Genomic DNA, 25,575 nt, shown 5'->3' with positions numbered 1-25,575 from the left:
AATTAATGAGAAAAGTCTACAGTGCTAAATAAACGGGGCTAAAAATCACCCCGTTTGTAACATATTAACTCATTGACTATCGGCTACATTCTTCCAGTAAATAGGCTAAATGGCGGTAAGAAATACCACTGTGTTGAGTTAAACCTACCTCACACATGCGGTTAGCGTAATAGCCTTCTTTAATATCCACAGGGATAAGTTTTTTGATATTACGTAAGGCGCTGGCATTAATTTCAGGTTTATATAACCCTTTTTCACCGGCGTAACCGCAGCATTCAATTCCCGCAGGTTTTAACACTTGAGCAGAGCAGGCATTGGCAATTGCTTGCATCTTAGGTTCAAGTTTCATCTTACGGGCACTACAGCCTAAATGCAGGGCAACATTGACCTTTTTACTGATGTTAAGTTTGTTAAGTAGGTTGTCATGCATAAATTCGACAAGGTCGATAATTTGCACTTTAGGATTACCTGTTAAGGTTCTGTAGGTACAACTTAACGCATCAACCAGTACTGGCAACTTGCCGCCATTGGTCATTTTACTCACTGCATCGATAAGCTCTTGGCGTTTTGCATCGGCGTTTTTAAAGTCGCCTTTTGATTCCCACATTTGGCCACAGCATAAGTCACGTGTTTTTTCTGGCGTGATGACGTTATAGCCAGCGCGTTCCAGTAGCGTCACAACGACTTCTGGTAGAGTGCGGTTATCGGGATCTTTTGGTGTTGGGCCAAAGGTTCTGCCGCCACATGCAGGGAAGTAAACCACGGTTTCTTGGCCGGCTTTAGCTGGTGATGGTTTTGGCAGTTTGCCGCCTTTCGGGAAATCAGGATTCCAATAGGGCACTTCTTTTGAAATTAAACGGCCGGTTTTCATCAGCGCGCCAGTAATGCCATCGCCGGTGATCTTGTGGATCACGCCAAGCATGTCAAAACCTGTGCTGATCACTTGGTTAACTGCGCCAAAGTGTTTAGCTTGGAAATCTAATACTTTTTGCTCTGTGGTGGTGATATAAGGCGTGCGCAGTTTACGCACCAGTTGACCCATGCTGTTATCAACGGGACAGGCAATAGTACAAAGCTGACAAGCGGCGCAGGTATCTACTACATCATATTTTGCGGCGGCTCGCATTTCGGCTGCAGCAGCTTTATCACCGGACTGCTCTAAACGCTCAATTTCACGCAGGGTGGCAATACGCTGACGTGGTGAGAAGTTAAGGGCTGATGTCGGGCAGGTTTTTTCACAGAAACCACATTCAATACATTTATCGACAAAATCATCGACCACTGGGCAAGGCTTGATGTTTTTAACGTGGACATTGCTATCATCGTTAAGAATAACGCCAGGGTTTAGAATACCTTGTGGATCAAATATCTGCTTGATGCTCTTCATCAAAGTGTAAGCATCTTGTCCCCATTCCTTTTCAACGAACGGCGCAACAGCACGGCCAGTGCCATGCTCGGCTTTCATTGAACCGTCGTATTTGTTAATCACCATATCGGCAATATCATCCATAAAGGCATGGAAACGATCGATATCGGCTTGAGTCGAGAAAGTGGGGGTAATAATAAAGTGGAAGTTGCCTGCTAACGCATGGCCATAGATACAGCCTTCAGGGTAACCATGCTTATGGAAAAGCTCTGTGATATCGTGCGCCGCAGCCGCAAGGTGCTCTAGTTCAAAGGCTACGTCTTCGATAATAACTGAGGTTCCCTTTGGACGTTCACCGCCAACAATCGGGAATAATCCTTTGCGCATTGCCCAGTATTTGTCATAAACCGCAGGATTAGTACTAAATTCCATCGGGCGAATAAAGTCAAAACCTGCAAGTTTTGCAGTAACATCTTGGGTATAGTTTTCGAGCGTTTGAGCATCATCAGCACGGGATTCAATGAGTAGAATCGCTGATAGGGCTGGGAGTTCAGACAGCCAATCTGGCATGCCAGGCTTACCCGTTACCGCTTTAATTGATGGCCAATCGAGCAGCTCTGCCGCAGAAACACTTTCACCATTAATCAGTGGAATGGCACGTGCGGCATCTTCCATATTGTGGAATACGGCCATGGCAGAGGCTTTAAATTTAGCTTCATTAACCGTGTGGTAAGTGACTTCGTTAATAAAAGCTAGCGTACCTTCCATGCCCACCATTAAGTGGTTAATGATGTCAAATGGGTCGGTAAAATCGAGTAACGAGTTAATACCGTAACCTGTGGTATTTTTAATGGAATACTTCTTACGGATCCGATCTGCTAATACCGTGTTATGACGAGTCATATGCGACAGTTCTGTCAGTGCTTCCAGTATTTTTCCGTGGGATTGTACGAAGGCCGCTTTTGATTTTTCACAGCCTGTATCGAGCTCTGTACCATCGGCAAAGAGGAGTTTTGCAGAAGCGATAGTCTGGTAACTGTTTTGCGCAGTACCACAGCACATGCCAGAAGCATTGTTTGCCACAATACCACCGATTTTGGCTGAGCCGATGGTGGCAGGATCTGGGCCTATTTTGCGGTTAAGCGGCGCAAGTACTGCGTTAGCATCTGAACCAATAACAGCAGCACCTAAGGTGATCTGTTTGGCATCGCTACTGACTTCAATCTTTCTAAATCCATCATGGCCAAGGATTAACAGAATACCTTCACCGATAGCCTGACCAGATAAACTGGTACCTGCAGCCCTAAAGGTCACAGGTGCATTATGCTTTCGGGCAACGGCTAAAGTTAATTTTACCTGTTCTAGGGTTTCTGCATGGACGACGACTTCAGGTACGATTCTGAAGTAGCTCGCATCGGTGGACCAAGCAAAACGGCGGACGGGATCATCCGTTACCGGATGATCGCCTAATTGCGTTCTTAGATCATCGATGACCAGTTTATAGTTAATCGACATAGCATCACTCTCTTTATTAATAGATTAAAGCCGAAGCCACACACTCAGTGGCTTCGGGCACTCAATTAAATAAAACGGCTTAGAATCCACCCCATAGGGTAGCTATCGTGCCTGCCAGTAAGGCATAACCAATGGCAACAGGCATTGTTTTACGAATAATTTCTGATTCTCTACCTGCCATACCCACGACCGTTGCTGCGGCGACCACGTTCATTACGCACATCATGTTACCGGCGTTTGCACCGATACCTTGCAGTGCCAATACCAGTGTGTGGTTCATGCCAACATTGTCGGCCACACTGTATTGCAGACTGGAGAACATCATGTTCGAGAAAGTGGCTGAACCTGATAGGAAGGCACCAAAAATCCCCACAATAGGTGCCATCCATGCCCATACCGCGCCCATGGAGCCAGCCAACATATCCGCTAAAGCGACAGGCATTGAGGCAAGGCCTGCACCATTAGCGCCTGAGTTTAAGAAGATCTTCACCATAGGCACTGACGCACCTAGTGAAATAATAGTTGGCAACATGGACTTACATGAAACACCGACAGTTTGCTTAATCGCTGGGCTTTTCATTTTGAACAGGAAGAAACCGAGAATACACACTGCAACAAAGAAGGCTCCTGGTGCATATAGCGTCGCGAAGCTCGCTTTAAGCTCAGTGCCCATTAGGCCTGTCCAGCTAATGTTAAAGCTTGATAACCATGCTTTAAGCGGCATAACTGTACGAGATAACACCAACAGCGCGGCCATGATGATATACGGTGTCCAAGCGGCAATTTGTGAAAACTTGGCTTTCGCGTCTATTTTCACACCTTCTTGGTTGTCATTCTCTGCAAAATCATTCCAAGGTGTTTTAGGGAGTAAGTAGCCTTTACGTGCTACTGGGATCACTAAAGCCATACCGATCAATGCACCGATAACGGCAGGGAATTCTGGGCCTGCAAGGTAGTTGATGATCCATGCGGGGACGGTAAAGGCAAGACCCGCAAAAAGGGCAAATTTCCAAATTGCTAAGCCTTCTTTAAAGGATTTATTGCGGCCAAAAAATCCTGTCAGCATAGTCACCATAACCAACGGAATTAATGAACCCGTGATTAAGTCGATAGTGATCATATGCATGACGATATATCGAGCGTAACCGGCATAGGTACCGCCATGGGCAGCAAACTGCTCAGCAGCCATGCTTACACCACCTTGGATCAGGCCCTGTTCCATCCCAAAGAGTACGGGTAGACCAATCGCACCGAAGGATACGCAGGCTGAGTCAGCAATCAAAGCCACAACGGCTGCGGCAACAGGTGGTACACCCAGCAATACCAATAGTGGTGCGCCAATCGCTGCGGGAGTACCAAAACCTGCACTACCCTCAATAAAGGCTCCAAATAACCAACAGATGATAATGACCTGCACACGGGCATCGGCACTGATGTTAGTAAAGCCTGCGCGGATTGTGTCCATGGCACCTGAGTATTTCAGGGTATTGAGTAGGAACACGGCACCAAAAATGATGGTTAATGGTGTAATGGCTGATAACAGTCCCTCTAGGACTGATGCTGCCAGTAATGTGGTATCCATCTGCCAAATAAACACGGCGGCGAGCGCTGTGACTACCATAGAGATGGGCATAGCCTTAGATGCTGGCATTCTGAGTAATACCAAAAAGAGCATTACACTGAGCACTGGCGTCAAGCTAGCGAGGAGTTGAAGTATTGTCATGCTTGCCTCTTCATAAAGTGGTCTGACTTATTATTTATATTGGATTCTTGCTTTTGCCTTCATGTCGACTCTCAGACCGAGATATCGCAGTATGGACTGTCAATTATCATGGTCACGACATTCTGTGGTGTGTACTAGACGCTATTCAGGGTCTGACTAATATGATCTAGATCATCTTGGGTGTTAAATGAAATGCTAATTTACAGGGCTGCGGGTCGCTTCTCTCATAGGATTATTCTATCTGTGATCTCGATCACTTAGTTTGTGGTGTGGATATCAGTTTTGATTATATATGTTTAATTCAATGATGATTTTGGTTATTAAAAATAGAACTATTACTCAGATTAGCTGCCAATATTGCAATTAACTGATCCATTTATTTCATTAATGACCATTGAATGGATTTTTTGAACATTTTTAAGATGTGATTAAGGTCGCATGTATTGAGGTGAGTGAATTTTTGCACTAATGAGGTTTTTGCTTAACTGATTGTATGTAAGAGTTTTTTAATGGTTTTCTTGTGTTTTTTATTAGTGATGTAGATCACCTTTTAAATGATGCGGAAATTTAGTGTGATGAATATCACTTAATTAATTATGTTTTATTTTGAAAGTTAATAACTGTTAATAAAGTTAATTTCACTTAATTTGGGCGAACAATCAACATTATTCAAGAGTGTCGTTTGTGTAATACGTCAATAGCAATGTTAAAAAATGATGAACATCTAATAAGTTAAAGAATATTATTCAGAGAACAGCCCCCCAAAAGTGCCCTGAAATTCTTAAGTTGACTGGGTAAATTCTGTTTTAACTTTTATCAAACTGGTTAGTTGTTATTTTTGACTCGTTAAAATAACTTACTGCCCCAGCCCAACTTGGTTCTTAATACGTGGAAATAATTATGCCCTTTGGGATGAATTAGCCTTAAACGCTCAGAACTGCGGCGTATTATGATTTCATCGCCGGGTAACACGGCCAAATGCACATGACCGTCGCAACTCACCTCAAGATTCTCGCCATTTTCAGGTGACACGACCATCTTAATCGTGCTGCATGCATCGACTACTATCGGACGGCAAGATAAAGTGTGTGGAAACATGGGAACTAAAATCAATGCCTGCAGATTAGGGGTTAGAATAGCGCCTCCAGCCGAGAGGGCGTAGGCAGTAGAGCCTGTTGGCGTTGACACTATCATGCCGTCGGCACGCTGGCTGTACATAAACTGATCGTCAATATAGACCTCAAATTCAATCATATGAGCGATTTTACCCGGATGGAGCACCGCTTCGTTGACGGCGGTGTTGCTCGCTTTTAGCATACCGTGGCGATAGACTTCGGCTTCGAGTAAGAATCTATGCTCGGTATCGAACTCCCCATCAAGTACTCTGGCGAGTGCCTCTTCAAAGGCATCGGGTGGTAAGTCTGTTAAAAAGCCTAAATTACCGCGGTTAACGCCAATTACGCCCAAATCGAAGCGGGCCAATACTCTTGCCGCGCCAAGCATGTTACCGTCACCACCGACGACTATGGCTAAATCGCAGCGTGCACCAATTTCCAATAAATCGACAGCTTCAATGTTGGTGCCTAATTCGGTGGAAACGCGCTCTTCTGCTAAGACTTCATAGCCTTGCATCGTCAGCCAATGGTGTAGGCGTTTTAAGGTTTGATTTGTCCCTAGGTGATGCGGTTTGCCAATAAGGCCAATGGTATGAAACTTTGTGGTCATATTTATGCTAGATCTGGCCTTAGGCCTTGAAACGTCAAAATTGATCCCCATAATATGCCCAGAGTATTTCAGAAACAAAGCATTTTTAGCTGGAGTGAAAATGAGCAACGAATCGATTAAAGCAGAACAGGATCTGATCCAAGAGGGTGTAGAGTCTGAAGTATCTACCGCAGAAGCAAGTCTTGTTGATGAGCTTACCCAGGCCAATTTCCGTATTGAAGAGTTGGAACAGTTACTCGCTGACGCTTTGGCGAAAGTTGAAGAGCAGAAAGATTCCGTCATCCGCGCCGCCGCCGAGGTCGATAATATTCGTCGCCGTGCCGCCATGGATGTGGAAAAGGCCAATAAATTTGCATTGGAAAAGTTCGCCAATGAATTGTTACCAGTGCTTGATAATATGGAGCGCGCTCTGATGGGGACAAACCCAGAAGATGAAGCGACTAAAGCAATTTATCAAGGCGTTGAGTTAACGCAAAAAAGCTTACTTACTGCAGTGGCTAAATTTGGTGTTAAACAAATTGATCCACAAGGTGAGTCATTTAACCCTGATCAACATCAAGCCATTGGTATGCAGCCAAGTGCGGATTTTCCTGCAAATACAGTGATGTTAGTGATGCAAAAGGGCTACGAGCTAAATAGTCGTTTACTGCGTCCTGCTATGGTAATGGTATCGCAGGGCGGCCCTAGCCAAGAAACGGCGACCATTGATATTGAGGCGTAAGCTGAGATCTCGGTAGGCTTATCCAAGAGATAAAACGAAAAGGACTGCAACGGCAGTCCTTTTTTATTGGGGGAACAATTATCTTAATTGAGCTTTAGTTTTAGCTACTGTGCTAAATAAGCATTTATTTGGGCCAAAATACCTTCAGCATCCAGTTGCAAGTCATGGGTGACTTCCTCTGGTGAACCGTGCTTAATAAACTCATCGGGTAGACCGATTTGCAGCACAGGTTTTGGCATTTTGAGTTTTTGGAGCAATTCAAGTACTCCAGAACCCGCGCCGCCCATAATGGCATTTTCTTCTACGGTGACTAGGATATCGTGGGTCTGCGCCATTTCCGTCACTAGCTCGGCATCAAGCGGTTTGACAAAGCGCATATCGACAACCGTGGCATCTAAGTTATCGGCCGCAGTTAAAGCTGAGGCGAGTGTTGTACCAAAGTTTAACAGAGCAATACGCTTACCTACACGTTTTATGACACCTTTACCAATAGGAAGTGCTGTCATGGCTTCCACTTGAGTAGCCCCCGTTGCACTGCCTCTTGGATAACGCACCGCACTCGGGCCTGCATTGTAACAGTAGCCGGTATAGAGCATTTGGCGACATTCGTTTTCGTCCGACGGCGCCATAATCACCATATTGGGGATGCAGCGCATAAAGCTTAAATCGAACGCCCCTTGGTGGGTTGGACCATCGGCACCGACGATACCGCCACGATCAATGGCAAATAACACGGGTAAACGTTGCAGAGCAACATCGTGGATCAGTTGATCATAGCCACGTTGCAGGAAGGTTGAATAGATTGCTACAACAGGTTTATAGCCTTCACAGGCAAAACCAGCGCCTAAGGTTACTGCATGTTGCTCGGCAATGGCTGCATCAAAATATTGCTTAGGGAATCGCTGGGAAAACTCTACCATCCCCGAGCCTTCACGCATGGCGGGCGTAATGCCTAATACTTTGTCATCTTGTTCGGCAATATCACATAACCATTTACCAAATACCTGTGAAAAGGTTGGTAAACCAGGGGTTGTACTGGGTTTTTTAAATTGTGTTGGATCGAATTTAGGTACTGCGTGCCAGCCAATAGGATCTTTTTCCGCAGGTTCGTAACCGCGACCTTTTTTGGTCATGATGTGAAGTACCTGTGGGCCTTTGAGGTTACGCATATTACGCATAGTTTCAACCAATGCGTCTACATCATGGCCATCAATTGGACCTATGTAGTTAAAACCTAACTCTTCAAATAAAGTGCCCGGAACAACCATGCCTTTAAGATGTTCTTCAGTCCGTTTCGCCATTTCTTTTATGACAGGCATACCCTTGAGCACTTTCTTACCGCCTTCACGTAGTGTGGTATAGAAACGGCCAGACATGAGTTGTGCTAAGTGATTATTGAGGGCACCGACATTTTCTGAAATCGACATTTCGTTGTCGTTCAGTACCACGAGCATGTCATTGTGCAAGTCGCCCGCGTGGTTCATGGCTTCAAACACCATGCCGCCAGTCATAGCGCCATCGCCGATCACGGCAACAACTTTACGCCCTGCCTGTTCTTTTTCTGCGGCAACGGCCATGGCAAGGGCAGCACTGATTGAGGTACCTGAGTGACCGACACTAAAAGTGTCGTATTCACTTTCTTCACGCCAAGGAAAAGGATGTAAACCATTCTTTTGCCTAATAGTGTGCATTTTATCCCGACGACCAGTCAGGATTTTATGGGGATAAGCCTGATGCCCAACATCCCAAATTAATCGATCAAATGGGGTGTTGTAGACATAGTGCAAGGCAACCGTAAGCTCTACCGTGCCAAGCCCAGAGGCGAAATGTCCGCTGGACATGCCAACAGACTTAAGTAGAAACTCCCTTAATTCATCGGCCACTTGCGGTAAAAGGGCCTGAGGAAGTTGGCGGAGTTCATTAGGGGTATTGGCTTGTGCCAACACGGGAAACTGAGAAATGTCCAAACTCATAGCGAGATACTTCGTCTCTTATTATATTCTTCGCTCAATGATATAGCGGGCGAAGTCTGCAATTAACTGGCTATTGTATGGCAATTTAGCCAGCGCTGATAGTGCCTCTTGGATCAGTTGTGCTGCTGTGTCTTTCGCTCCCTGTAGTCCAAGCAGTTGTGGAAAAGTGCTCTTATTTGATTCTGTGTCCGAACCTTGTGGTTTGCCCAATTCTTCTGTAGTCGCAATGATATCCAGAATATCGTCTTGCACTTGGAAGGCAAGTCCTACCGCATGGGCAAATGTCATCATGGTTTGATATTGATCTTTAGGCGCATTCACGGCGATCAAGGCTAACTCAACGGCGCAACTGATAAGTGCGCCCGTTTTCATATTATGTAGCTGAGTTAATGCCTTAAGATCAATTTGTTTATCGGTTGAGGCTAAATCGATTGCTTGACCGCCACACATACCACGGTAACCTGATGCTTTTGCTAGGGCCCTAACCATGGCAATATGCTGCTCGCTGCTTATTCCTGGAACGGCTTCAGTCACAATCTCAAAGGCTAAGGTTTGCAGCGCATCTCCAGCAAGAATCGCCGTCGCTTCATCAAAAGCGATATGAACGGTAGGCTGACCACGGCGCAGCGCATCATCGTCCATTGCCGGTAAATCATCATGGATTAAAGAATAGGCATGAATGCACTCAATAGCAGCAGCACAGGCATCTAATTTTTCTAAAGTAACCCCGAACATTTGCCCCACACTGTAAACAAGGAAGGGACGAATGCGTTTACCTCCCAGCAAGGCACCATATTGCATTGCCGCTTTCAATTGGGGGGCGGTATCTTCAAGCGTACTAAAACGCTGTTTTAATTGGGTATCAACTCGCAGTTGATACTCTTGAATTGTACTGGCTAACACGCTTATTCACCCTCAACGGCATAGGGAGATAGGGGCGCATTTTCATCTTGTTTTAGTAAAATGGCCACTTTTTGTTGGGCTTGTTCGAGCTTAGCTTGGCTATTGCGAACAAGATTAATACCACGTTCAAATTGCTTTAACGCGTCATCGAGAGAGATATCACCCTGTTCTAACTCTGAGACTATTCGCTCGAGTTCACCAAGGGATTCTTCAAAACTGAGATTTTCGGGTTTCTTCGCCACGTCTATGCTTCCTTTGGTTTAGCGGACACAAGGTATATCAGGGCGGCTCAAGGGTCAAATTCCAACGACGGATATTTGCTCAATAGCACGCTTTGTCGCTGAATTTTTTTCAGAAAATATAAATTACCGCTAAACTTGCTTAGTGCTTGTCCGATAACGGACAATAGGCCTAGCTAGGTTGTAATCAAGTGATAACATCAACGATAAGTCTCAAGTGAAGATGAAAGTGTTATATATTTGGGATAACGCGAGTATAACTTTATCAATAGAGTCAGTATGATGTCGTCGATAACAAATATTGAGGAGCCGTTGTGGATTTAGCTACATTAATAGGATTAGTGGGGGCCTTTGCTTTTATCCTCGGCGCTATGGTGACCAGCGGCGGCCTGATGATTTTTTTTGATGTACCTTCGATTTTTATTGTATTTGGTGGTTCTTTCTTCGTTGTAATGATGAAGTTTAATTTAAAACAATTCTTCAGTGCAGTAAAAATTGCGGTTAAAGCTTTCATGTTTAAGATTGATAAACCTGAAGAATTGATTGAACAATCTGTGACTATGGCAGATGCTGCCCGCAAAGGTGGATTCCTCGCACTAGAGGAAGCGCAAATTAGCAACAGTTTTATGCAAAAAGCCGTGGATATGTTAGTGGATGGTCATGACGGCGAGGTGGTGCGTGCCGCCCTTGAAAAGGATATTGATTTAACCGAAGAGCGTCATCGTAATGGTATTGCCATTTTCAGAGCATTTGGTGACGTGGGTCCAGCAATGGGGATGATAGGGACTTTAGTCGGTCTCGTAGCGATGCTTTCTAATATGTCAGATCCTAAATCCATTGGGCCAGCGATGGCGGTTGCTCTTTTAACTACTTTATATGGTGCTATGTTAGCTAACATGGTCGCTATTCCTATCGCAGATAAACTTTCCCTACGTATGGGAGAAGAAATGCTGAATCGTAATTTAATTATGGATGCGGTGTTAGCAATTCAAGATGGTCAAAATCCTCGTGTCATTGAAGGTTTTCTAAAGAATTATCTTGCTGAAAAACAGCGGAAAATTGATACGACGGACGGAGAGTAGCTCATGGCGAAGTGCAAGTGTCCACCACCGGGAGCGCCGCTCTGGTTGGCAACATTTGCTGACTTGATGTCCCTATTGATGTGCTTCTTCGTATTGTTATTATCATTTTCCGAAATGGATGTATTGAAGTTTAAGCAGATCGCGGGGTCAATGAAGTTTGCTTTCGGTGTGCAAAATAAGGTTGAAGTGAAGGATATCCCTAAGGGGACATCGGTGATTGCGCTGGAATTTCGCCCCGGGCGTCCCGATCCAACGCCGATTGAAATTATTAATCAGCAAACGAATGAAATGACTGAGCCAGTGCTCGATTTTCAAGCTGGAGAGGATGACAGTGCTGGTGGGGTTCAACAGCAACGGGGTGAACAGCGTGGTGGAGAGGCAAGCTCTACGGCTCAGGAAACCGCAGAGGCAGTTAAAGCGGATGCGGCTGCTGCACAGGATAAAATCAATCAGCAAGTGAAGAAGATGGCTCAGGAATTAAATAAAGAGATCATCGATGGTGCGATTGAGATTGAATCACTCGGGCAGCAAATCATTATTCGTATTCGTGAAAAAGGCTCTTTTGCTTCGGGATCTGGATTTCTTCAACCTCGATTTAAACCTGTAGTGCGCTCGGTGGGGGAGCTATTAAAAGATGTACCGGGGGTTATTACCGTTGCAGGTTACACTGATGATATGCAGATAAGTGATGAGCTCTATAGCTCTAACTGGGATTTATCCAGTAAACGCGCTGTCGCGGTGGCCCACGAGTTAGTCCAGGTGAAAGGTTTTGACTCTAAACGCATGAAAGTGGTTGGTATGGCTTCTAACAATCCGATAGTGCCTAATGATTCACCAGAAAATCGTGCCCGTAATCGCCGAGTTGAAATTGCGATCGAACAAGGTAAGGCAAAAGAGTCTGAAGAAATTCAGCTCAAAAATTCACCTTAACACTCGGTGAGCAAAGAATAAAAAACCGCGTCTTTCACGCGGTTTTTTATTCTTTGAGTTTAGGGCGTGTTGTCACAGTTCGAGTATTTGATGCCAGAGGAGAATATTGGATTGATTGAAATAGGTGCGTCAATAGCAGCGGGTTTGTTATAATCCTCCGATTATTCTTTTTAAACCAATTTTGCTGTTTTCAAAATTGCCCGCGGAAATCCCATGAAGTTTATTGTAAAGCTGTATCCAGAAATCATGATGAAGAGCAAACCTGTGCGGATGCGCTTCACCAAAATGCTCGAAACTAATATCCGTAATGTGCTTAAAAAAGTTGACGAAGATGCCAAAGTGCAGCGTCAATGGGACCGAATTATGGTGATGGTGCCAAAGCATAAGCCTGAATTAGCTCAGGCCTTTGGTGAGCGTCTTGCTTGTATTCCTGGAATTGCTCACGTCGTACAGGTTGATGAGTATAGCTTTGAATCCGTGGATGATATTTATCAACAAGCTCTACCGGTTTACCGGGATCAAATTGCCGGTAAAACCTTCTGTGTACGGGTTAAGCGGACTGGCGATCACGACTTTAATTCCATTGATGTGGAGCGTTATGTGGGGGGCGGTTTAAATCAGTTTACCGATGCGATTGGGGTGCGTTTAAAGAATCCTGATGTCACCGTTAATCTGGAAATTGACCGCGACAAACTTTACATGGTGACTAAGCGTATCGAGGGTTTAGGTGGTTTCCCTATGGCAACACAAGAAGATGTGTTGTCCTTGATATCCGGCGGTTTTGACTCAGGTGTCTCTAGCTATCAATTTATCAAAAAGGGTGCTCGTACCCATTATTGCTTCTTCAATTTAGGTGGCGCGCAGCACGAAATAGGTGTTAAGCAAGTGGCTTATCACCTTTGGAAAACCTATGGTGAATCCCATAAAGTTAAATTTGTTTCCGTCCCCTTTGAGCCTGTGGTTGCCGAAATTTTAGAGAAAATCGACAATGGTCAAATGGGCGTTGTATTGAAACGTATGATGATGCGCACCGCGGCAAGAATTGCTGAACGTCTTGGCATCCAAGCTTTGGTTACCGGTGAAAGTTTAGGCCAAGTATCGAGTCAAACCTTAACCAACTTGAACGTCATTGATCGTTGTACTGAACTGCTGATCTTGCGCCCATTAATCGCAATGGATAAACAGGATATCATCAACGAAAGTCGCAGGATCGGTACCGAAGATTTTGCTAAATCAATGCCAGAGTATTGTGGTGTTATCTCACAAAAACCCACCGTCAAGGCAGTACTCGCCAAGGTTGAAGCGGAAGAGAAGAAGTTCTCTGAAGATTTAATCGACCAAATTGTCGCACAGGCCGTCACCATTGATATTAGAGAGATAGCAGAACAAATGGACACTCGAATTACCGAGACTGAAACTGTCATCGCCATTGAGACTAATGAAGTGGTTATCGATATCCGAGCACCAGAAGAAGAGGAACATAAACCTCTTAATATTGAAGGTGTTGAGGTAAAGCGAATCCCATTTTTTAAATTAGCGACCCAGTTTGCCGATCTCGACAAGCAAAAGACCTATTTGCTCTACTGTGAGCGAGGTGTCATGAGTAAGCTGCAGGCGCTATATTTAATTGAACAGGGATATACCAACGTAAAAGTGTATCGTCCATAAATTTAGTACACAAAAAAGCCGCATTTTGATGCGGCTTTTCTCTGGGTTCCCTCAATTGATGGACAAATCGAGTGGAATGAAAGGATTATTTGGTTTTAACAACTTGTTGTGCTGGTGTCGCTTCTTTCTCATCGGCAATGAGCAGAGTGGCTTCTTCTAAAGCTTCTTGGTGCATTTTTTCCATTGTTGTTGTCAAGTCTGCACTGATACTTGCTTGTAGATCTGCTGTGTCGATGACGATTTCGTCAACAAACGCATTGGCACTCACATGTGCACTGAGTGTTGAAACTAACACAAACGCAAACACAGATTTTAAATTGAACATAGTCGCCTCCGGGCTGACAAAGTAACGCTGTCAGACATTCCCATCATCGTTCTCGAGATTGTCCAACCAAGGTGTTTCATTGGCGCAAAATTTAACCAAAATCACTGGCCTTTACAAACGATTAAATGTAACAATACGGATTAGAAAAACTAATTAAAAATTGAGATAGAGATCACTATGTCAAGACGATTACCACCGCTTAATGCGGTTAAAGCATTTGAAGCCGCCGCACGGCACTTGAGCTTTACTCGAGCCGCTGAAGAATTGTTTGTTACTCAAGCTGCGGTGAGTCATCAAATAAAGGCATTAGAAGACTTTCTCGGATTAAAATTATTTCGCCGAAAGAATCGTTCTTTGTTGTTAACTGAAGAAGGGCAGAGTTACTTCCTCGATATTAAAGATATCTTTATCCAGCTTGCCGATGCGACAGATAGATTATTGGCGCGAAGTGCAATAGGTTCTTTAACTGTGAGTATGTCGCCCAGTTTTGCCATCCAATGGCTAGTACCTCGGCTTGCTAAGTTCAGTGAGAAAAATCCTGATATTGACGTACGTATAAAAGCCGTCGATAGCGAGGCGAGTTCTTTAACGGACGATGTGGATGTCGCTATTTATTACGGTCTTGGTAATTGGCCAGGGCTTCGTGCCGATAAGCTGAGAAATGAAGTATTAATTCCTGTGTGTTCCCCGCTGCTACTCAACGGTCCTAAACCTCTATCTCAACCTAGTGATTTAAAGTATCACACGCTACTGCATGATATGAGTCGTCACGATTGGCAGGCATGGTTTAGGCAATGTGGGATTACCGATATTAATGTGAATCAAGGACCTATTTTCAGTCATTCGTCTTTGGTATTGCAGGCGGCGGCCCACGGTCAAGGGGTTGCTCTGGGGTACAGCGTGCTGGCACGCCCCGATATCAAAGCTGGGCGGCTTGTGTGTCCATTCCAAGAAGTCTTGGTCAGTAAAGATGCTTACTACTTAGTTTGCCAGCAAAACCATGCTGAGCTGGGTAAAGTGGTGGCGTTTCGTGAATGGATGTTAGACATGTTTGCCGAGGAGTCTCGCAGTGAGTTGTTGCCCGGATAAGCCGAGTTATGTATTAGAAGGGGAGCCTGCGAGTACTTTGATTTTATTGGCCCACGGTGCGGGTGCTAACATGGATTCTGATTTTATGCAGGCCATGTCGGCGGGATTCGTTGCTCAGGGCTTCCGAGTGATGCGCTTTAATTTTCCTTATATGCAGGCGAATGCTGTAGATGGTAAACGGCGTCCACCGGACCGTGCGCCTAAATTGCTCGCGTGTTTTACACAGATGCTCGATATCGCCCACTCACAACCACAAGTTGAACGTGTGGTGTTAATGGGGAAATCCATGGGCGGTCGTATGGCGGCCCTATTAGCCTGCGATCCTGCATTAGCGGCGCGCATCGATAGGGTGATTTGTTTAGGTTATCCTTTTGTGCCACTCAAAGGCGGCGAGCCTAGATTGGAACCTTTGAATGAATGCCAAGTCCCAGTATTAGTCGTACAGGGTGAGCGGGATAAGTTTGGTGGCAAAGCGCAGATCCCAAGCTGGCCCTTGAAAGCTGAGATAGGATTGGTTTGGATAACCGACGGCGATCATAGTTTTGTCCCAAGAAAGTCGTCAGGCACCAGTGAAGCCGCTAACCTTGCACGTGCTATTGATTTATCAAGTGATTTTATTCGTGAGCTTGATGTTGAGCGAATAAATGTTGAATGAGTTAATCCCATTCCAGCAGGAGCGTTACATGCGTAAAGGTTTATTGTTACTCGCCGCCGTGAGCGGATTCTTAGCCGTCGCTTTAGGGGCTTTTGGTGCCCATGGTTTAAAAGCGGTCGCGCCACCAAACTTAATTGAAGTCTTTAACTTAGGTGTGCAATATCATTTCTACCATACCTTTGCCCTCATCATGGTTGCCTTCTCGGGCCAATGGTTAACCTCGCGTTTACTGGACTGGTCGGCATATCTCTTTGTCGCAGGCATAGTACTATTTTCGGGCTCACTATATGGACTGGCTTTGTTTGGGACTAAGTGGTTAGGTCCTATTACGCCTATGGGTGGTGGTTGTTTCTTACTCGGTTGGTTATTATTTGCCGCCGCGGTATGGCGTCACAAAGTTATCGACGGTCATGAGTCTTAATCGCTGATGCTTATGTGAGTTAACAGGCTTAGGGCGCACCTAAGCCTTTTTTATTTCTCTAATCGCAATTCAAGGTTCAGCAGTAGGCAAATAGGGCATTTGTGGATTGAAATTGGTATACTGGCACCCAAATCGATAGTCAGCCAATGCTTTGGCTTGGATTTCTCAGGGATCCCCATGAAAAACCTATTTTTATTTTGCCGCGCAGGCTTTGAAAAAGAATGCGCTGCAGAAATCCAACAGCGAGCCGGTGAGCTCAATGTGGGTGGCTTTGTTAAGGCCAACAATAACGACGCTTATGTTGTATACCAATGTTTTGAAGACGACGCTGCTGATACGTTAGTCAAACAATTACCTTTAGATTCGCTCATTTTCGCCCGCCAGATGTTTGCTGCTAGCGACTTGTTAGTCGACTTGCCTGAAAATGACAGAATAAGCCCAATCGTTGCGGCGCTCAGTGACGTCAGCAAAGCGGGTGAAGTGCGGGTTGAAACACCTGATACGAACGAAGCGAAAGAGCTATCGGCTTTTTGCCGTAAGTTCACCGTGCCGTTACGCCAGCATTTGAAAAAATCGGGCAGTTTGCTTGCGCAGGAAAATCCCAAACGTCCGATTATCCACGTGTGTTTTATTGGACCCGGCCGTGCCTATGTGGGTTATTCCTATAGCAATAACAGTTCGCCACATTTTATGGGCATTCCACGTCTTAAAATGGCGGCGGATGCGCCGAGCCGTTCTAGCCTAAAACTCGATGAAGCCTTTGGGCAGTTTGTGCCTAAAGAAGAGCAGGAAGAACGTATTCGCAGTGGCATGAATGCAGTGGATTTGGGCGCTTGCCCAGGGGGATGGACTTACCAATTGGTTCGCCGTGGTATGTTTGTGTCAGCGGTTGATAATGGCCCCATGGATGAAAAACTGATGGAAACGGGTCAAGTGAAACATTACCGTGAAGACGGTTTCCGTTTCGAGCCGCAGCGCAAAAATATCTATTGGTTAGTGTGTGATATGGTTGAGAAACCTGCGCGCGTTGCTGAACTGATTGAAGCTTGGGCGATTAACGGTTGGTTTAAGGAAGCGATTTTTAATCTTAAATTACCGATGAAGAGCCGCTATAAAGAAGTGACAGCCATTCTTGAGACCATGCAGACGATTCTTAAAGAGAATGGTGTGACTGATTTTAAAGTGCAGTGTAAGCATCTTTATCACGACCGTGATGAAGTGACAGTGCATTTATGGCTACGTCCTAATACCGCGTGGAATTAACTATGCGGGTGTGAGCTAACACCACTGCTTATTAAAAAAACAAAAAGCCCCAAAGGAAACCTTGGGGCTTTTTAGTTTAATGCGTTTCGCTTCAATCTTAACTTAGGCGATCGAGTACCGCTTGAGTGAAGTCTGTGGTGCCGTGGGTGCCGCCTAAATCGCGAGTCGTACGGTCACCTTCTTCGATGACAGCAGATACTGCTTTACGGATTTGTTCCGCTTTATCAGCCATGCCTAAATATTCCAGCATTTGAATCGAGGCCAAAATGACGGAGGTTGGATTGGCGAGGTTTTTACCGGCGATATCGGGTGCACTACCATGAACCGCTTCGAAAATCGCTGCATCACGGCCAATGTTTGCGCCCGGTGCCATACCTAAACCACCGACTAAGCCAGCACACAGGTCAGATAAAATGTCACCGAATAGGTTGGTGGTCACGATCACATCGAAGTTCTCTGGGTTCATGACTAACTTCATGCAGGTTGCATCGACGATCATTTCTTCGGTTTTGATGTCTGGGTAGCGTAGGCTCACTTCACGGGCCACTTTCAGGAACAGGCCTGAAGTTGACTTCATAATGTTTGCCTTGTGCACGATAGTGACTTTTTTACGGTTTTCTTTACGGGCCAGTTCGTAGGCGAAAGTGGCGATTTGCTCTGCGCCTTGGCGAGTCACAATACTGGTGGCTTCAGCGGTTAAACCATCGTCTGACACTTTTTGACCGTGGCCAGAATACATACCTTCGGTGTTTTCACGTACTGTGATGATATCAATGTTTTCGTAACGGGCTTGGGTTCCCTTGAAGGACAATACTGGGCGCACGTTTGCGTACAGGCCGAATTTTTTACGTAATGTCACGTTGATAGAAGTGAAGCCTTCACCTACTGGTGTTGTGAGTGGACCTTTGAGGGTGATGCGATTTTTTTCGATAAGTTCTAAGGTACGCTGTGGAAGTAACTCGCCTTGTTTTTCGAGTGCTGTTAAACCAGCATCGGCAAATTCATATTCAAAATCACAACCTGCTTTATCAAGAATTTTTAAGGCTGAATCAATAATACTTGGGCCAATTCCATCACCTGGAATTACGGTTATCGTTCTTTTTGACATGGAGAAGTCCTTCCACGGTTCGTCGTTACTGCAATTGTCTGCCCCAGTGTTAACTGGATAGCAGGACTATGAATTTGGTATTTTTCTCCCCATTATTTTAACCACCTTTGGTCAAACTTCACAGGAAATAGTGAGCGATATCACGATTTTTTATGTGCTAAAACTTGTAAAAATACTGGGTTATAACGATGATGGAGGGCCAATAGTTAAAAAAGTCTACTTTAGTCTAACAAATACATAAAAGAGGAAGACATTGAAGTTACTCCCTATCACATCTCTGGTTCTGTTATCCCTCGGGGCATTATCTGCGGTGCAGGCCGAAACCCGTACTAAGCCGCTCACTTTAACGGACATCATGCATTTTGAATCTCTCGGCAAGCCTGTGATTGCCGATAATGGTCGAGTATTTGCGGTGGAGTCAGCTCCTGATCGGGGCGATAGCCATACGATAATAAAAAATGTACACACTGGCCAAGACTATAATATCGCGGGTGGTTCAGAACCTATGATTAGCCACAATGGTCGTTATGTGGCTATGGTGGTGAAACCTAGTTTACTTACCGTTGAAACCTCTGATGCAAAGACAAAGAAGCAACTCAAGGCTGACATGGTATTGCTCGATACTCAAACGGGCACACAGACTCGCTTCGAACGCGTGAAGGAATTTGCGTTTAGTCATGCGGGTAACCATCTCGCAATTTGGTTTGAGGCTGATGAGGAAACGCCAAAAGATCCCAAAGAGGCTATTGAAACCGCAGAAATATTAACGGGAGGCCCTGTTAAGGCCGAAAAGTCCAAAGTGGATAAGTTTGATCAAGGCCGACGTTTTAGTTTGATCAATTTAGAAAACCAAGCACAACGAATTGATGCAGAGCATGTTACGGCCTATGTTTTTGATAAAGATAGCCGCAGACTTGCACTGGCAATCAATGATATCGCTAATCAGCGACATCAATTGCGATTAGTGGATTTAACCTCCCAGCAGCAATCTACGGTTTTTGAATCGAATAGTCAGCAGATTGGTGCGTTAGCGCTGGCTAAAAATGGTCGTTGGCTTGCATTTACGCAGGGCAAAGACAGCGAGTTACCTTATGGCCGCAGCTATCAGTTATCGCTGGTTGATCTGCAGTCGGGCAAACTCAGTAAAATTCCTGAGTCACCCGAGTGGAAACTCAATCGCTACACTAGTTTAAGCTTCTCATTAGACAGTGAGCGACTCTTTTTCGGCCGTGTCCCTGAGGTTAGTCAGCAGCTAAGCCTGAAGAAAATTACCGAAGAAAAGGATCTGTACGATAAAGAAATTGTCACAGGTCTGCGTGGGCTTAAGGTGTGGCATGGTGATGACCCGCGAATTAAACCTAATGAAATCAAACAATATGAGAAAGAACAACAACGTACTTATCTTGCCGTTTTACATTTAGGCTCGAATAATGTGGTACAGCTCGGCGATCAAACCGTTCCAGATGTGACGATTTCACAACATAAACGCTTTATGTTGGCGAGTTCAGATTTACCCTATCGTAAGATGACAACCTGGGCTGGCTTCTATCAAGATTACTATCTTGTTGATATTAATACTGGTCGTAAGGTGCTATTTCTAACGCAGCAGCCAAGTGATGCAGAGCCAACACTCTCAGGGAAGGGTAAATATGTGGCTTATTATCAGCAGGGTCACGTTTATCTTTATGATATTGCAGAGGGACGTCGCACTAATCTGACTCAATCTTTAAAGGTTAGTTTTGCCGATGAAGATCATGACTATCCCTCTAGTGCGCCGGGATATGGTTTTGGCCCTTGGCTAAAAGATGATGCGGGCTTTTTAGTTTATGACAAATACGATGTTTGGCAGTTTAATACTGAGTCTAAAGCGGGTTTTGTGTTAACCGCGGGGCAAGGGCGCGCACAAAAAATCCAATATCGGATCGAAGGTTTAGTGGATAATCCCGATGAGCCGACCGAGCTTTCACATAATGCGACTGTATTACTTCATGGTTACAGCGATAAAACTAAAGCCGATGGGTTCTATCAAGCAACGCTTGGCACCGCTGGTGTTAACACATTGATGCAAGGTGAGTATAAACTCAGTGTCTTGGGGCGCAGTAAAGACGCCGATACGCTCCTTTTTTCAAAGGAGCGTTTTGATTTATTCCCCGATTTATATACTGCGAGCTATAACGCACCACAAAATGCAGTGAAACAAACCGAGTTAGATAAACAGCGACAAGCCTTTAATTGGAGTCAATCCGAGTTAGTCCACTGGACTAATGGTGATGGTAAACCATTAGATGGTGTATTAATAAAGCCGACCCATTATCAACAAGGTAAGCGCTATCCAGTACTGGTTTATTACTACCAAGTGATGACGGATAGATTGCATGCATTTCCATCGATGCACATCAACCATAGGCCCAATTTTGCTTGGTATGCCGATAATGGTTATGCCATCTTCTTACCGGATATTCGGTTTGATATTGGTTATCCTGGCGCAAGTTCAGTACAAGCACTTACTTCTGGTGTACAAAAGTTAATCGATATCGGGATTGCCGATCCCAATGCCATCGGTTTGCAAGGTCATTCATGGAGTGGTTATCAAACGGTATTTGCTATTACTCAAACTAAGATGTTTAAGGCTGCTGTGGCGGGAGCACCAGTTGCTAATATGATCAGTGGATATAGCGGTATTCGCCACGGTACAGGGCTTGCGCGCCAGTTCCAGTATGAAACTGGGCAGAGTCGTATTGGTGCCAGTTTGTTTGCTGCACCACAAAAATACATTGAAAACTCACCAGTATTTTATGCTGATCGTATTCAAACGCCTTTAATGATTATGTTTGGCGATAAGGATGATGCAGTACCTTGGGAGCAAGGTATTGAAATGTATTTAGCGATGCGCCGTGCGGGTAAAGAGGTGGTGTTTTTGCAATATGAAGATGAACCGCATCATTTGAAAAAATATCCAAACAAGCTCGATTACAGTATTCGCATGATGGAATATTTCGACCATTATTTGAAGGGTAGACCTGCACCAGAATGGCTCAGTAAAGTAACCGTCTAGCGAACCACACCTCGCATCATTAATCTGCCTATTTGAAAATACCTGCTCAATGATAAATTTGGAGCAGGTGATGAAAACATACAGAACAACTACTCAGTGGCAGATGCTACTTCAACAACGCGGCTCGTTTAGTGGCACTAATGTTGAATTCTGCCAACATCATAATGTCTCGATTACCACTTATTATAAACAACGTGCTTTACAGGCTGAGAACCAGCAAAAAATAACCTTACCAACGCGCGCTACATCATCACGCTTTATTCAACTAAAACAAACCACCACTGACGTCTGCGAGCACACTCATCAAAATACACTGCAGTTTGATACCCGCACCGGCCAACTCACCCTACCTGCAGATTTAGCAACGACCGATATCGTTGCCATTATTAAAGGGCTAATGGCATGAAGATGTTTGTTGATGTGCCCACCGTTTATGTATGTGCCGATGTGGTCGATTTTCGAAAATCGATTAATGGGTTAGCCGCCTTAGTGGAAGCAGAGCTTGAACTCCCAGTGCTCAGTGGTGCGCTATTTGTCTTTTGTAATAAAGGCCGTGACAAACTCAAATTGCTTTATTGGGATAATACCGGCTTTGCGCTGTGGTATAAGCGATTAGATAAGCATAAGTTCAAATGGCCCAAACTCATGTCACCCACCATGACATTAACCGAGCAACAATTACACTGGTTATTGTCGGGTTATGATGTCATTGGCCACAGTAAAATTGATATAGCAGGTAAGCAATTACTTTAATATTTGCGATCGATTGATGATCATCAAAGGATGTTCATTTAGCACTGGAAACCCGCTGGTGACGCCTTAAAATAGGCGTCATGAAAAATGTACTCGCCCTTCAACAGCGCATTGCTGAACTGGAAAAACTGCTCGAAAATGAGCGGCAATTATCTTTACAAAAAGATGCGCAAATAGCTGCGCTAGAAGAACGCTGGCGCCTGGCCCAACAAAAACAATTTGGCAAAAGTGCTGAAGGCTTTGTAGGGCAAGGCGAGTTATTCAATGAAGTAGAAGAGATTGTTGAAGCCGTTGAGGCTGAGCAACAATCCATTAGCTATACCCGCAAAAAACCGGTGCGTAAGCCACTGCCAAAAGACTTACCCCGTGAGCAAGTTATCCACGACATTGAAGATAAAACCTGTGATTGCTGTGGCGGTGAGCTACATAAAATGGGTGAAGATAAGTCAGAAAAGCTTGAGTTTATCCCAGCGCAAATAAAAGTCATTGAGCACATTCGGCCTAAATACGCGTGCCGTCACTGTGATAAATCCTCGACGAATACGCCAATAAAACAAGCACCAATGCCTGCAATGCCGATTAATAAAGGTATCGCGACGAGCAGTTTGCTCAGTCAGCTTATCACCAGTAAATACCAATACGGGTTACCGCTTTATCGCCAGGAAGCGATGTTCAAGCAATACGGTATTGAGCTCAGTCGCCAGACCATGAGCAGCTGGATAGACAAATCCGCCGCACTCTTCGCGCCACTAGTTGAGCGACTTAAAGCCGAACTGTTAAAGCAGCCCACGCTGTTTGCCGATGAAACGCCATTAAAGGTGGTGAAATCCGATAAAGTGAACAGCTACATGTGGGTGTATTGCTCAGGTCGAGATTCACCAGACCCGAATAATCCTATCCCTAATATCGTGCTTTACGATTTTCACAATAGTCGCGCGGCCGCGTGCGTGGTTAATTATCTTGATGGATATCAAGGGTACTTGCACGTAGATGGTTATCAAGCTTATGAAAAAACACAGGCAACCTTAACTGGCTGCTGGGCGCATGCGCGTCGTAAATTTATTGAAGCCAAAAAGCTGCAAGGTAAAAATAAAACCGGCAAAGCGGATGTGGTATTGAGCCTTATCCAAAAACTGTACGGCGTTGAGTCACGCGTTAAAGATAAAAGTGCGGATGATAAATACACGACAAGACAAGCAGTCAGTGTGTCTATACTGGACAAGCTAAAAGCATGGCTTGAGCAAAACCAACCGAATTTAGTGGGTAATACCAAACTGATAGAGGCGGCTAATTACCTGGCTAATCAATGGCACAAACTTATTCGTTATGTTGATGATGGCAGATTGAGTATTGATAATAATCGTGCAGAGCGAGCGGTAAAACCGTTTGTGATTGGTCGAAAAAATTGGTTATTCAGTCAGACAGCTAATGGGGCTCATGCCAGTGCCACGCTTTACAGCATTGTGGAAACCGCAAAGGTTAATGGCTTAGTGCCATTTGATTACATCATGGCTTGCCTTAATGAACTGTGCCAACCAGCACCGGATATAGACAGCCTGTTACCATGGAATTTTAAAAGATAGGTGTAGTTGCCCGGACGCTTACTCAGTAAAGGTGAAGCCTATATAGAATATCAGACTGGTGAATAAAGTCTTGCCCTCGGGATATTGAGTATGATCCAAAAACGCCACTTATTCAGTGGCGTTTTTATTCAATAGATTCAAGCATCTATTACTCATTGGCTAAACGAGCTTCATTACTGGTATTTAAGCTGGTATCTGTCCCTGCCTCAAGGTACTGTTTATAAGTATCAGTCCCCCAAGCGATAAGTTTATTATTTTTAAATATCAGCGGAGTACATTCCCCTTTCGTTGTTATTCCATCTGATTTTTCATGGTGAGTACGATAAAAAAGCACTTGAAGTTGGTGTGTATCAAGTGTTTTAGCCTCTGAAAAATCAGCCTTGCCTAACATTGCTCTCACTTCGGTAATATCTTGCCCTAGGGTTAGATCGTTAACTTTTTGGTTCAAGTAGGCTTGTCTATCTTCCCAATTCATCTCATCGGGAGTGGGTTCATATACGAGGACTATCACGGCCACAAACGCAACATAAGCAGCAAAAATACTACCGATAATTACTGAAGTTTTTGATTTCATTTAAACTAATCCCTTTCCTCATCGAATGAATCGCCCTAGTTCGACCATAAAATACGCTTTTGTTACACCAAGGTAAATGTGTTTATTGCAACTTAGTGTTAACAATACATTTATTGCTCTATATTGGGGGCTGGATGAGGTGTGCTGTTTGCTCGGAAGTCTTTTAAATTGATATTGAGAGGCAAATCCGTTTGCAATTGCGCCAGCTTATAACTGAGACGCGCCATTTCTTTACCCTCGGCCAGTTTCTTCGCTTGTTTAGCGCCCAAGTTAGGTAATGATGAAAAGAGTGTGCTTAATGTCCTGAAGGTCTTTAAAAGTTCTGCCGCCGATTTTGGACCTATGCCTGCAATACCCGGGATCTTGTTACCGCTGTCTCCTGCCAGCGCCATTAAATCGAGAAACTGGCTACGGTCAACGCCCAGTTTTTGTTCTAATGCAGCAATATCTAGGTATTGCTGATTAAAATGATCCCACTGAGTAATGCGTGGATGATTGAGCTGGCTAAAGCCTTTATCAGTGGAAACGATTATGGCTTCTCCTTGTGCTTTAGCCGTTTTCACCGCAAGAGTGGCAATCACATCATCGGCTTCTGCGGCGGCATAGATAGAGGCGATATTAAGTGTGGCTAAATGCTCCTGTAATGCTCTGAGTCCCTGTGCAAGTGGCTCAGGCATAGGTTTACGGCCTTTTTTATAGTCGGGGTAAAGTTGTTTACGCCATGAAATTTCATCTCCATCCCACACGATAGCTATATGGGAAGGGTGGTGGACGCGCAGCAATTTAGTGCATGCCGAAGTGACGCGCTCCTTAAGGCTTTCCATATCGTTCTCATTGGGGATCGCCGCATAAATACGGCGAACCAAGTTGAGACCATCGATGATTAAAAACTTATTCATTGGCT

At 44.7% G+C, this 25,575-nt stretch carries 22 protein-coding genes; 12 read left to right on the top strand and 10 right to left on the bottom strand.

Translation table 11 applies throughout. From position 1 onward, the window contains the following. Positions 1-76 precede the first annotated feature (76 nt). The 3 genes from SPUTW3181_RS14765 to nadK all read right to left on the bottom strand — a co-directional run bounded on the left by SPUTW3181_RS14765 (position 77) and on the right by nadK (position 6,329). Positions 77-2,881 (bottom strand): FAD-binding and (Fe-S)-binding domain-containing protein, encoded by a 2,805-nt coding sequence (locus SPUTW3181_RS14765; protein ID WP_011790107.1) that lies wholly within the window; start codon positions 2,879-2,881, stop codon positions 77-79. A 79-nt stretch (positions 2,882-2,960) separates the two neighbouring features. Then, positions 2,961-4,604 (bottom strand): L-lactate permease, encoded by a 1,644-nt coding sequence (locus SPUTW3181_RS14760; RefSeq protein WP_011790106.1) that lies wholly within the window; start codon positions 4,602-4,604, stop codon positions 2,961-2,963. 846 nt (positions 4,605-5,450) lie between these two features. Beyond that, positions 5,451-6,329: an NAD(+) kinase gene (gene nadK, locus SPUTW3181_RS14755; protein ID WP_081429782.1), complete on the bottom strand. Its 879-nt coding sequence runs from the start codon at positions 6,327-6,329 to the stop codon at positions 5,451-5,453. A 100-nt stretch (positions 6,330-6,429) separates the two neighbouring features. Between nadK and grpE the strand changes: the two genes are divergently transcribed. After that, positions 6,430-7,050, top strand: a complete 621-nt coding sequence (gene grpE, locus SPUTW3181_RS14750) for a nucleotide exchange factor GrpE (protein ID WP_011790104.1) — start codon at positions 6,430-6,432, stop codon at positions 7,048-7,050. A 104-nt stretch (positions 7,051-7,154) separates the two neighbouring features. On the opposite strand, the gene dxs is transcribed toward grpE, so the two are convergent. Genes dxs through xseB form a run of 3 tightly spaced genes read right to left on the bottom strand, consistent with a single transcriptional unit; the run spans position 7,155 to position 10,168 of the window. Further along, positions 7,155-9,023, bottom strand: coding sequence for a 1-deoxy-D-xylulose-5-phosphate synthase (dxs, locus tag SPUTW3181_RS14745; protein WP_011790103.1), 1,869 nt, complete (start codon positions 9,021-9,023; stop codon positions 7,155-7,157). 21 nt (positions 9,024-9,044) lie between these two features. After that, a complete protein-coding gene (ispA, locus tag SPUTW3181_RS14740; protein ID WP_011790102.1) occupies positions 9,045-9,926 on the bottom strand; it encodes a (2E,6E)-farnesyl diphosphate synthase in 882 nt (293 codons plus the stop codon). 2 nt (positions 9,927-9,928) lie between these two features. Then, positions 9,929-10,168 carry an exodeoxyribonuclease VII small subunit gene (gene xseB, locus SPUTW3181_RS14735; protein WP_011790101.1) on the bottom strand — a complete coding sequence of 80 codons (240 nt, stop codon included), beginning with the start codon at positions 10,166-10,168 and terminating at the stop codon, positions 9,929-9,931. A gap of 311 nt (positions 10,169-10,479) precedes the next feature. On the opposite strand from xseB, the gene pomA reads away from it, so the two are divergent. From pomA to thiI, 3 genes are all read left to right on the top strand, one after another. Continuing rightward, complete coding sequence (gene pomA, locus SPUTW3181_RS14730) at positions 10,480-11,247, top strand: flagellar motor protein PomA (RefSeq protein WP_011790100.1); 768 nt, start codon at positions 10,480-10,482, stop codon at positions 11,245-11,247. A gap of 3 nt (positions 11,248-11,250) precedes the next feature. Beyond that, entirely contained in the window at positions 11,251-12,177 is a 927-nt protein-coding gene (locus SPUTW3181_RS14725; RefSeq protein ID WP_011790099.1) for a flagellar motor protein MotB, read from the top strand. Between the two features lie 213 nt (positions 12,178-12,390). Next, on the top strand, positions 12,391-13,845 hold the full coding sequence (thiI, locus tag SPUTW3181_RS14720) for a tRNA uracil 4-sulfurtransferase ThiI (RefSeq protein WP_011790098.1): 1,455 nt from the start codon (positions 12,391-12,393) through the stop codon (positions 13,843-13,845). Between the two features lie 85 nt (positions 13,846-13,930). On the opposite strand, the gene SPUTW3181_RS14715 is transcribed toward thiI, so the two are convergent. Continuing rightward, positions 13,931-14,170 (bottom strand): hypothetical protein, encoded by a 240-nt coding sequence (locus SPUTW3181_RS14715; protein ID WP_011790097.1) that lies wholly within the window; start codon positions 14,168-14,170, stop codon positions 13,931-13,933. Positions 14,171-14,347: 177 nt separating this feature from the next. On the opposite strand from SPUTW3181_RS14715, the gene SPUTW3181_RS14710 reads away from it, so the two are divergent. The 4 genes from SPUTW3181_RS14710 to rlmM all read left to right on the top strand — a co-directional run bounded on the left by SPUTW3181_RS14710 (position 14,348) and on the right by rlmM (position 17,598). Then, positions 14,348-15,259: a transcriptional regulator GcvA gene (locus SPUTW3181_RS14710; protein ID WP_011790096.1), complete on the top strand. Its 912-nt coding sequence runs from the start codon at positions 14,348-14,350 to the stop codon at positions 15,257-15,259. Then, positions 15,240-15,914, top strand: coding sequence for an alpha/beta family hydrolase (locus tag SPUTW3181_RS14705; RefSeq protein ID WP_011790095.1), 675 nt, complete (start codon positions 15,240-15,242; stop codon positions 15,912-15,914). Before SPUTW3181_RS14710 ends, SPUTW3181_RS14705 begins: the two co-directional genes overlap by 20 nt. Before the next feature lie 28 nt (positions 15,915-15,942). Beyond that, positions 15,943-16,335 (top strand): DUF423 domain-containing protein, encoded by a 393-nt coding sequence (locus tag SPUTW3181_RS14700; protein WP_011918954.1) that lies wholly within the window; start codon positions 15,943-15,945, stop codon positions 16,333-16,335. Positions 16,336-16,512: 177 nt separating this feature from the next. Beyond that, a complete protein-coding gene (gene rlmM, locus SPUTW3181_RS14695; protein ID WP_011790093.1) occupies positions 16,513-17,598 on the top strand; it encodes a 23S rRNA (cytidine(2498)-2'-O)-methyltransferase RlmM in 1,086 nt (361 codons plus the stop codon). A 97-nt stretch (positions 17,599-17,695) separates the two neighbouring features. On the opposite strand, the gene SPUTW3181_RS14690 is transcribed toward rlmM, so the two are convergent. Next, positions 17,696-18,706 carry an isocitrate dehydrogenase gene (locus SPUTW3181_RS14690; protein ID WP_011790092.1) on the bottom strand — a complete coding sequence of 337 codons (1,011 nt, stop codon included), beginning with the start codon at positions 18,704-18,706 and terminating at the stop codon, positions 17,696-17,698. A 253-nt stretch (positions 18,707-18,959) separates the two neighbouring features. On the opposite strand from SPUTW3181_RS14690, the gene SPUTW3181_RS14685 reads away from it, so the two are divergent. The 4 genes from SPUTW3181_RS14685 to SPUTW3181_RS14670 all read left to right on the top strand — a co-directional run bounded on the left by SPUTW3181_RS14685 (position 18,960) and on the right by SPUTW3181_RS14670 (position 24,097). Continuing rightward, positions 18,960-21,761: a prolyl oligopeptidase family serine peptidase gene (locus SPUTW3181_RS14685; protein ID WP_011790091.1), complete on the top strand. Its 2,802-nt coding sequence runs from the start codon at positions 18,960-18,962 to the stop codon at positions 21,759-21,761. Positions 21,762-21,831: 70 nt separating this feature from the next. After that, the gene (locus tag SPUTW3181_RS14680; RefSeq protein WP_014611559.1) at positions 21,832-22,167 is read left to right on the top strand and encodes a hypothetical protein; all 336 of its coding nucleotides are present in this window, start codon (positions 21,832-21,834) and stop codon (positions 22,165-22,167) included. Next, positions 22,164-22,514: an IS66 family insertion sequence element accessory protein TnpB gene (gene tnpB / locus SPUTW3181_RS14675; protein WP_011790089.1), complete on the top strand. Its 351-nt coding sequence runs from the start codon at positions 22,164-22,166 to the stop codon at positions 22,512-22,514. The genes SPUTW3181_RS14680 and tnpB overlap by 4 nt, the downstream gene beginning before the upstream one ends. A gap of 80 nt (positions 22,515-22,594) precedes the next feature. Beyond that, positions 22,595-24,097, top strand: a complete 1,503-nt coding sequence (locus SPUTW3181_RS14670; protein ID WP_011790088.1) for an IS66-like element ISShes9 family transposase — start codon at positions 22,595-22,597, stop codon at positions 24,095-24,097. 148 nt (positions 24,098-24,245) lie between these two features. On the opposite strand, the gene SPUTW3181_RS14665 is transcribed toward SPUTW3181_RS14670, so the two are convergent. Further along, a complete protein-coding gene (locus SPUTW3181_RS14665; protein ID WP_011790087.1) occupies positions 24,246-24,671 on the bottom strand; it encodes a DUF3192 domain-containing protein in 426 nt (141 codons plus the stop codon). 110 nt (positions 24,672-24,781) lie between these two features. Beyond that, positions 24,782-25,570 carry a flap endonuclease Xni gene (xni, locus tag SPUTW3181_RS14660; RefSeq protein WP_011790086.1) on the bottom strand — a complete coding sequence of 263 codons (789 nt, stop codon included), beginning with the start codon at positions 25,568-25,570 and terminating at the stop codon, positions 24,782-24,784. Between the last annotated feature and the right edge of the window lie 5 nt (positions 25,571-25,575).

The organism is Shewanella sp. W3-18-1, from assembly GCF_000015185.1.
GTDB lineage: Bacteria > Pseudomonadota > Gammaproteobacteria > Enterobacterales > Shewanellaceae > Shewanella > Shewanella putrefaciens.
The sequence above is the reverse complement of the archived record's forward strand: the minus strand, read 5'-3'. Positions and strand labels throughout refer to the sequence as shown.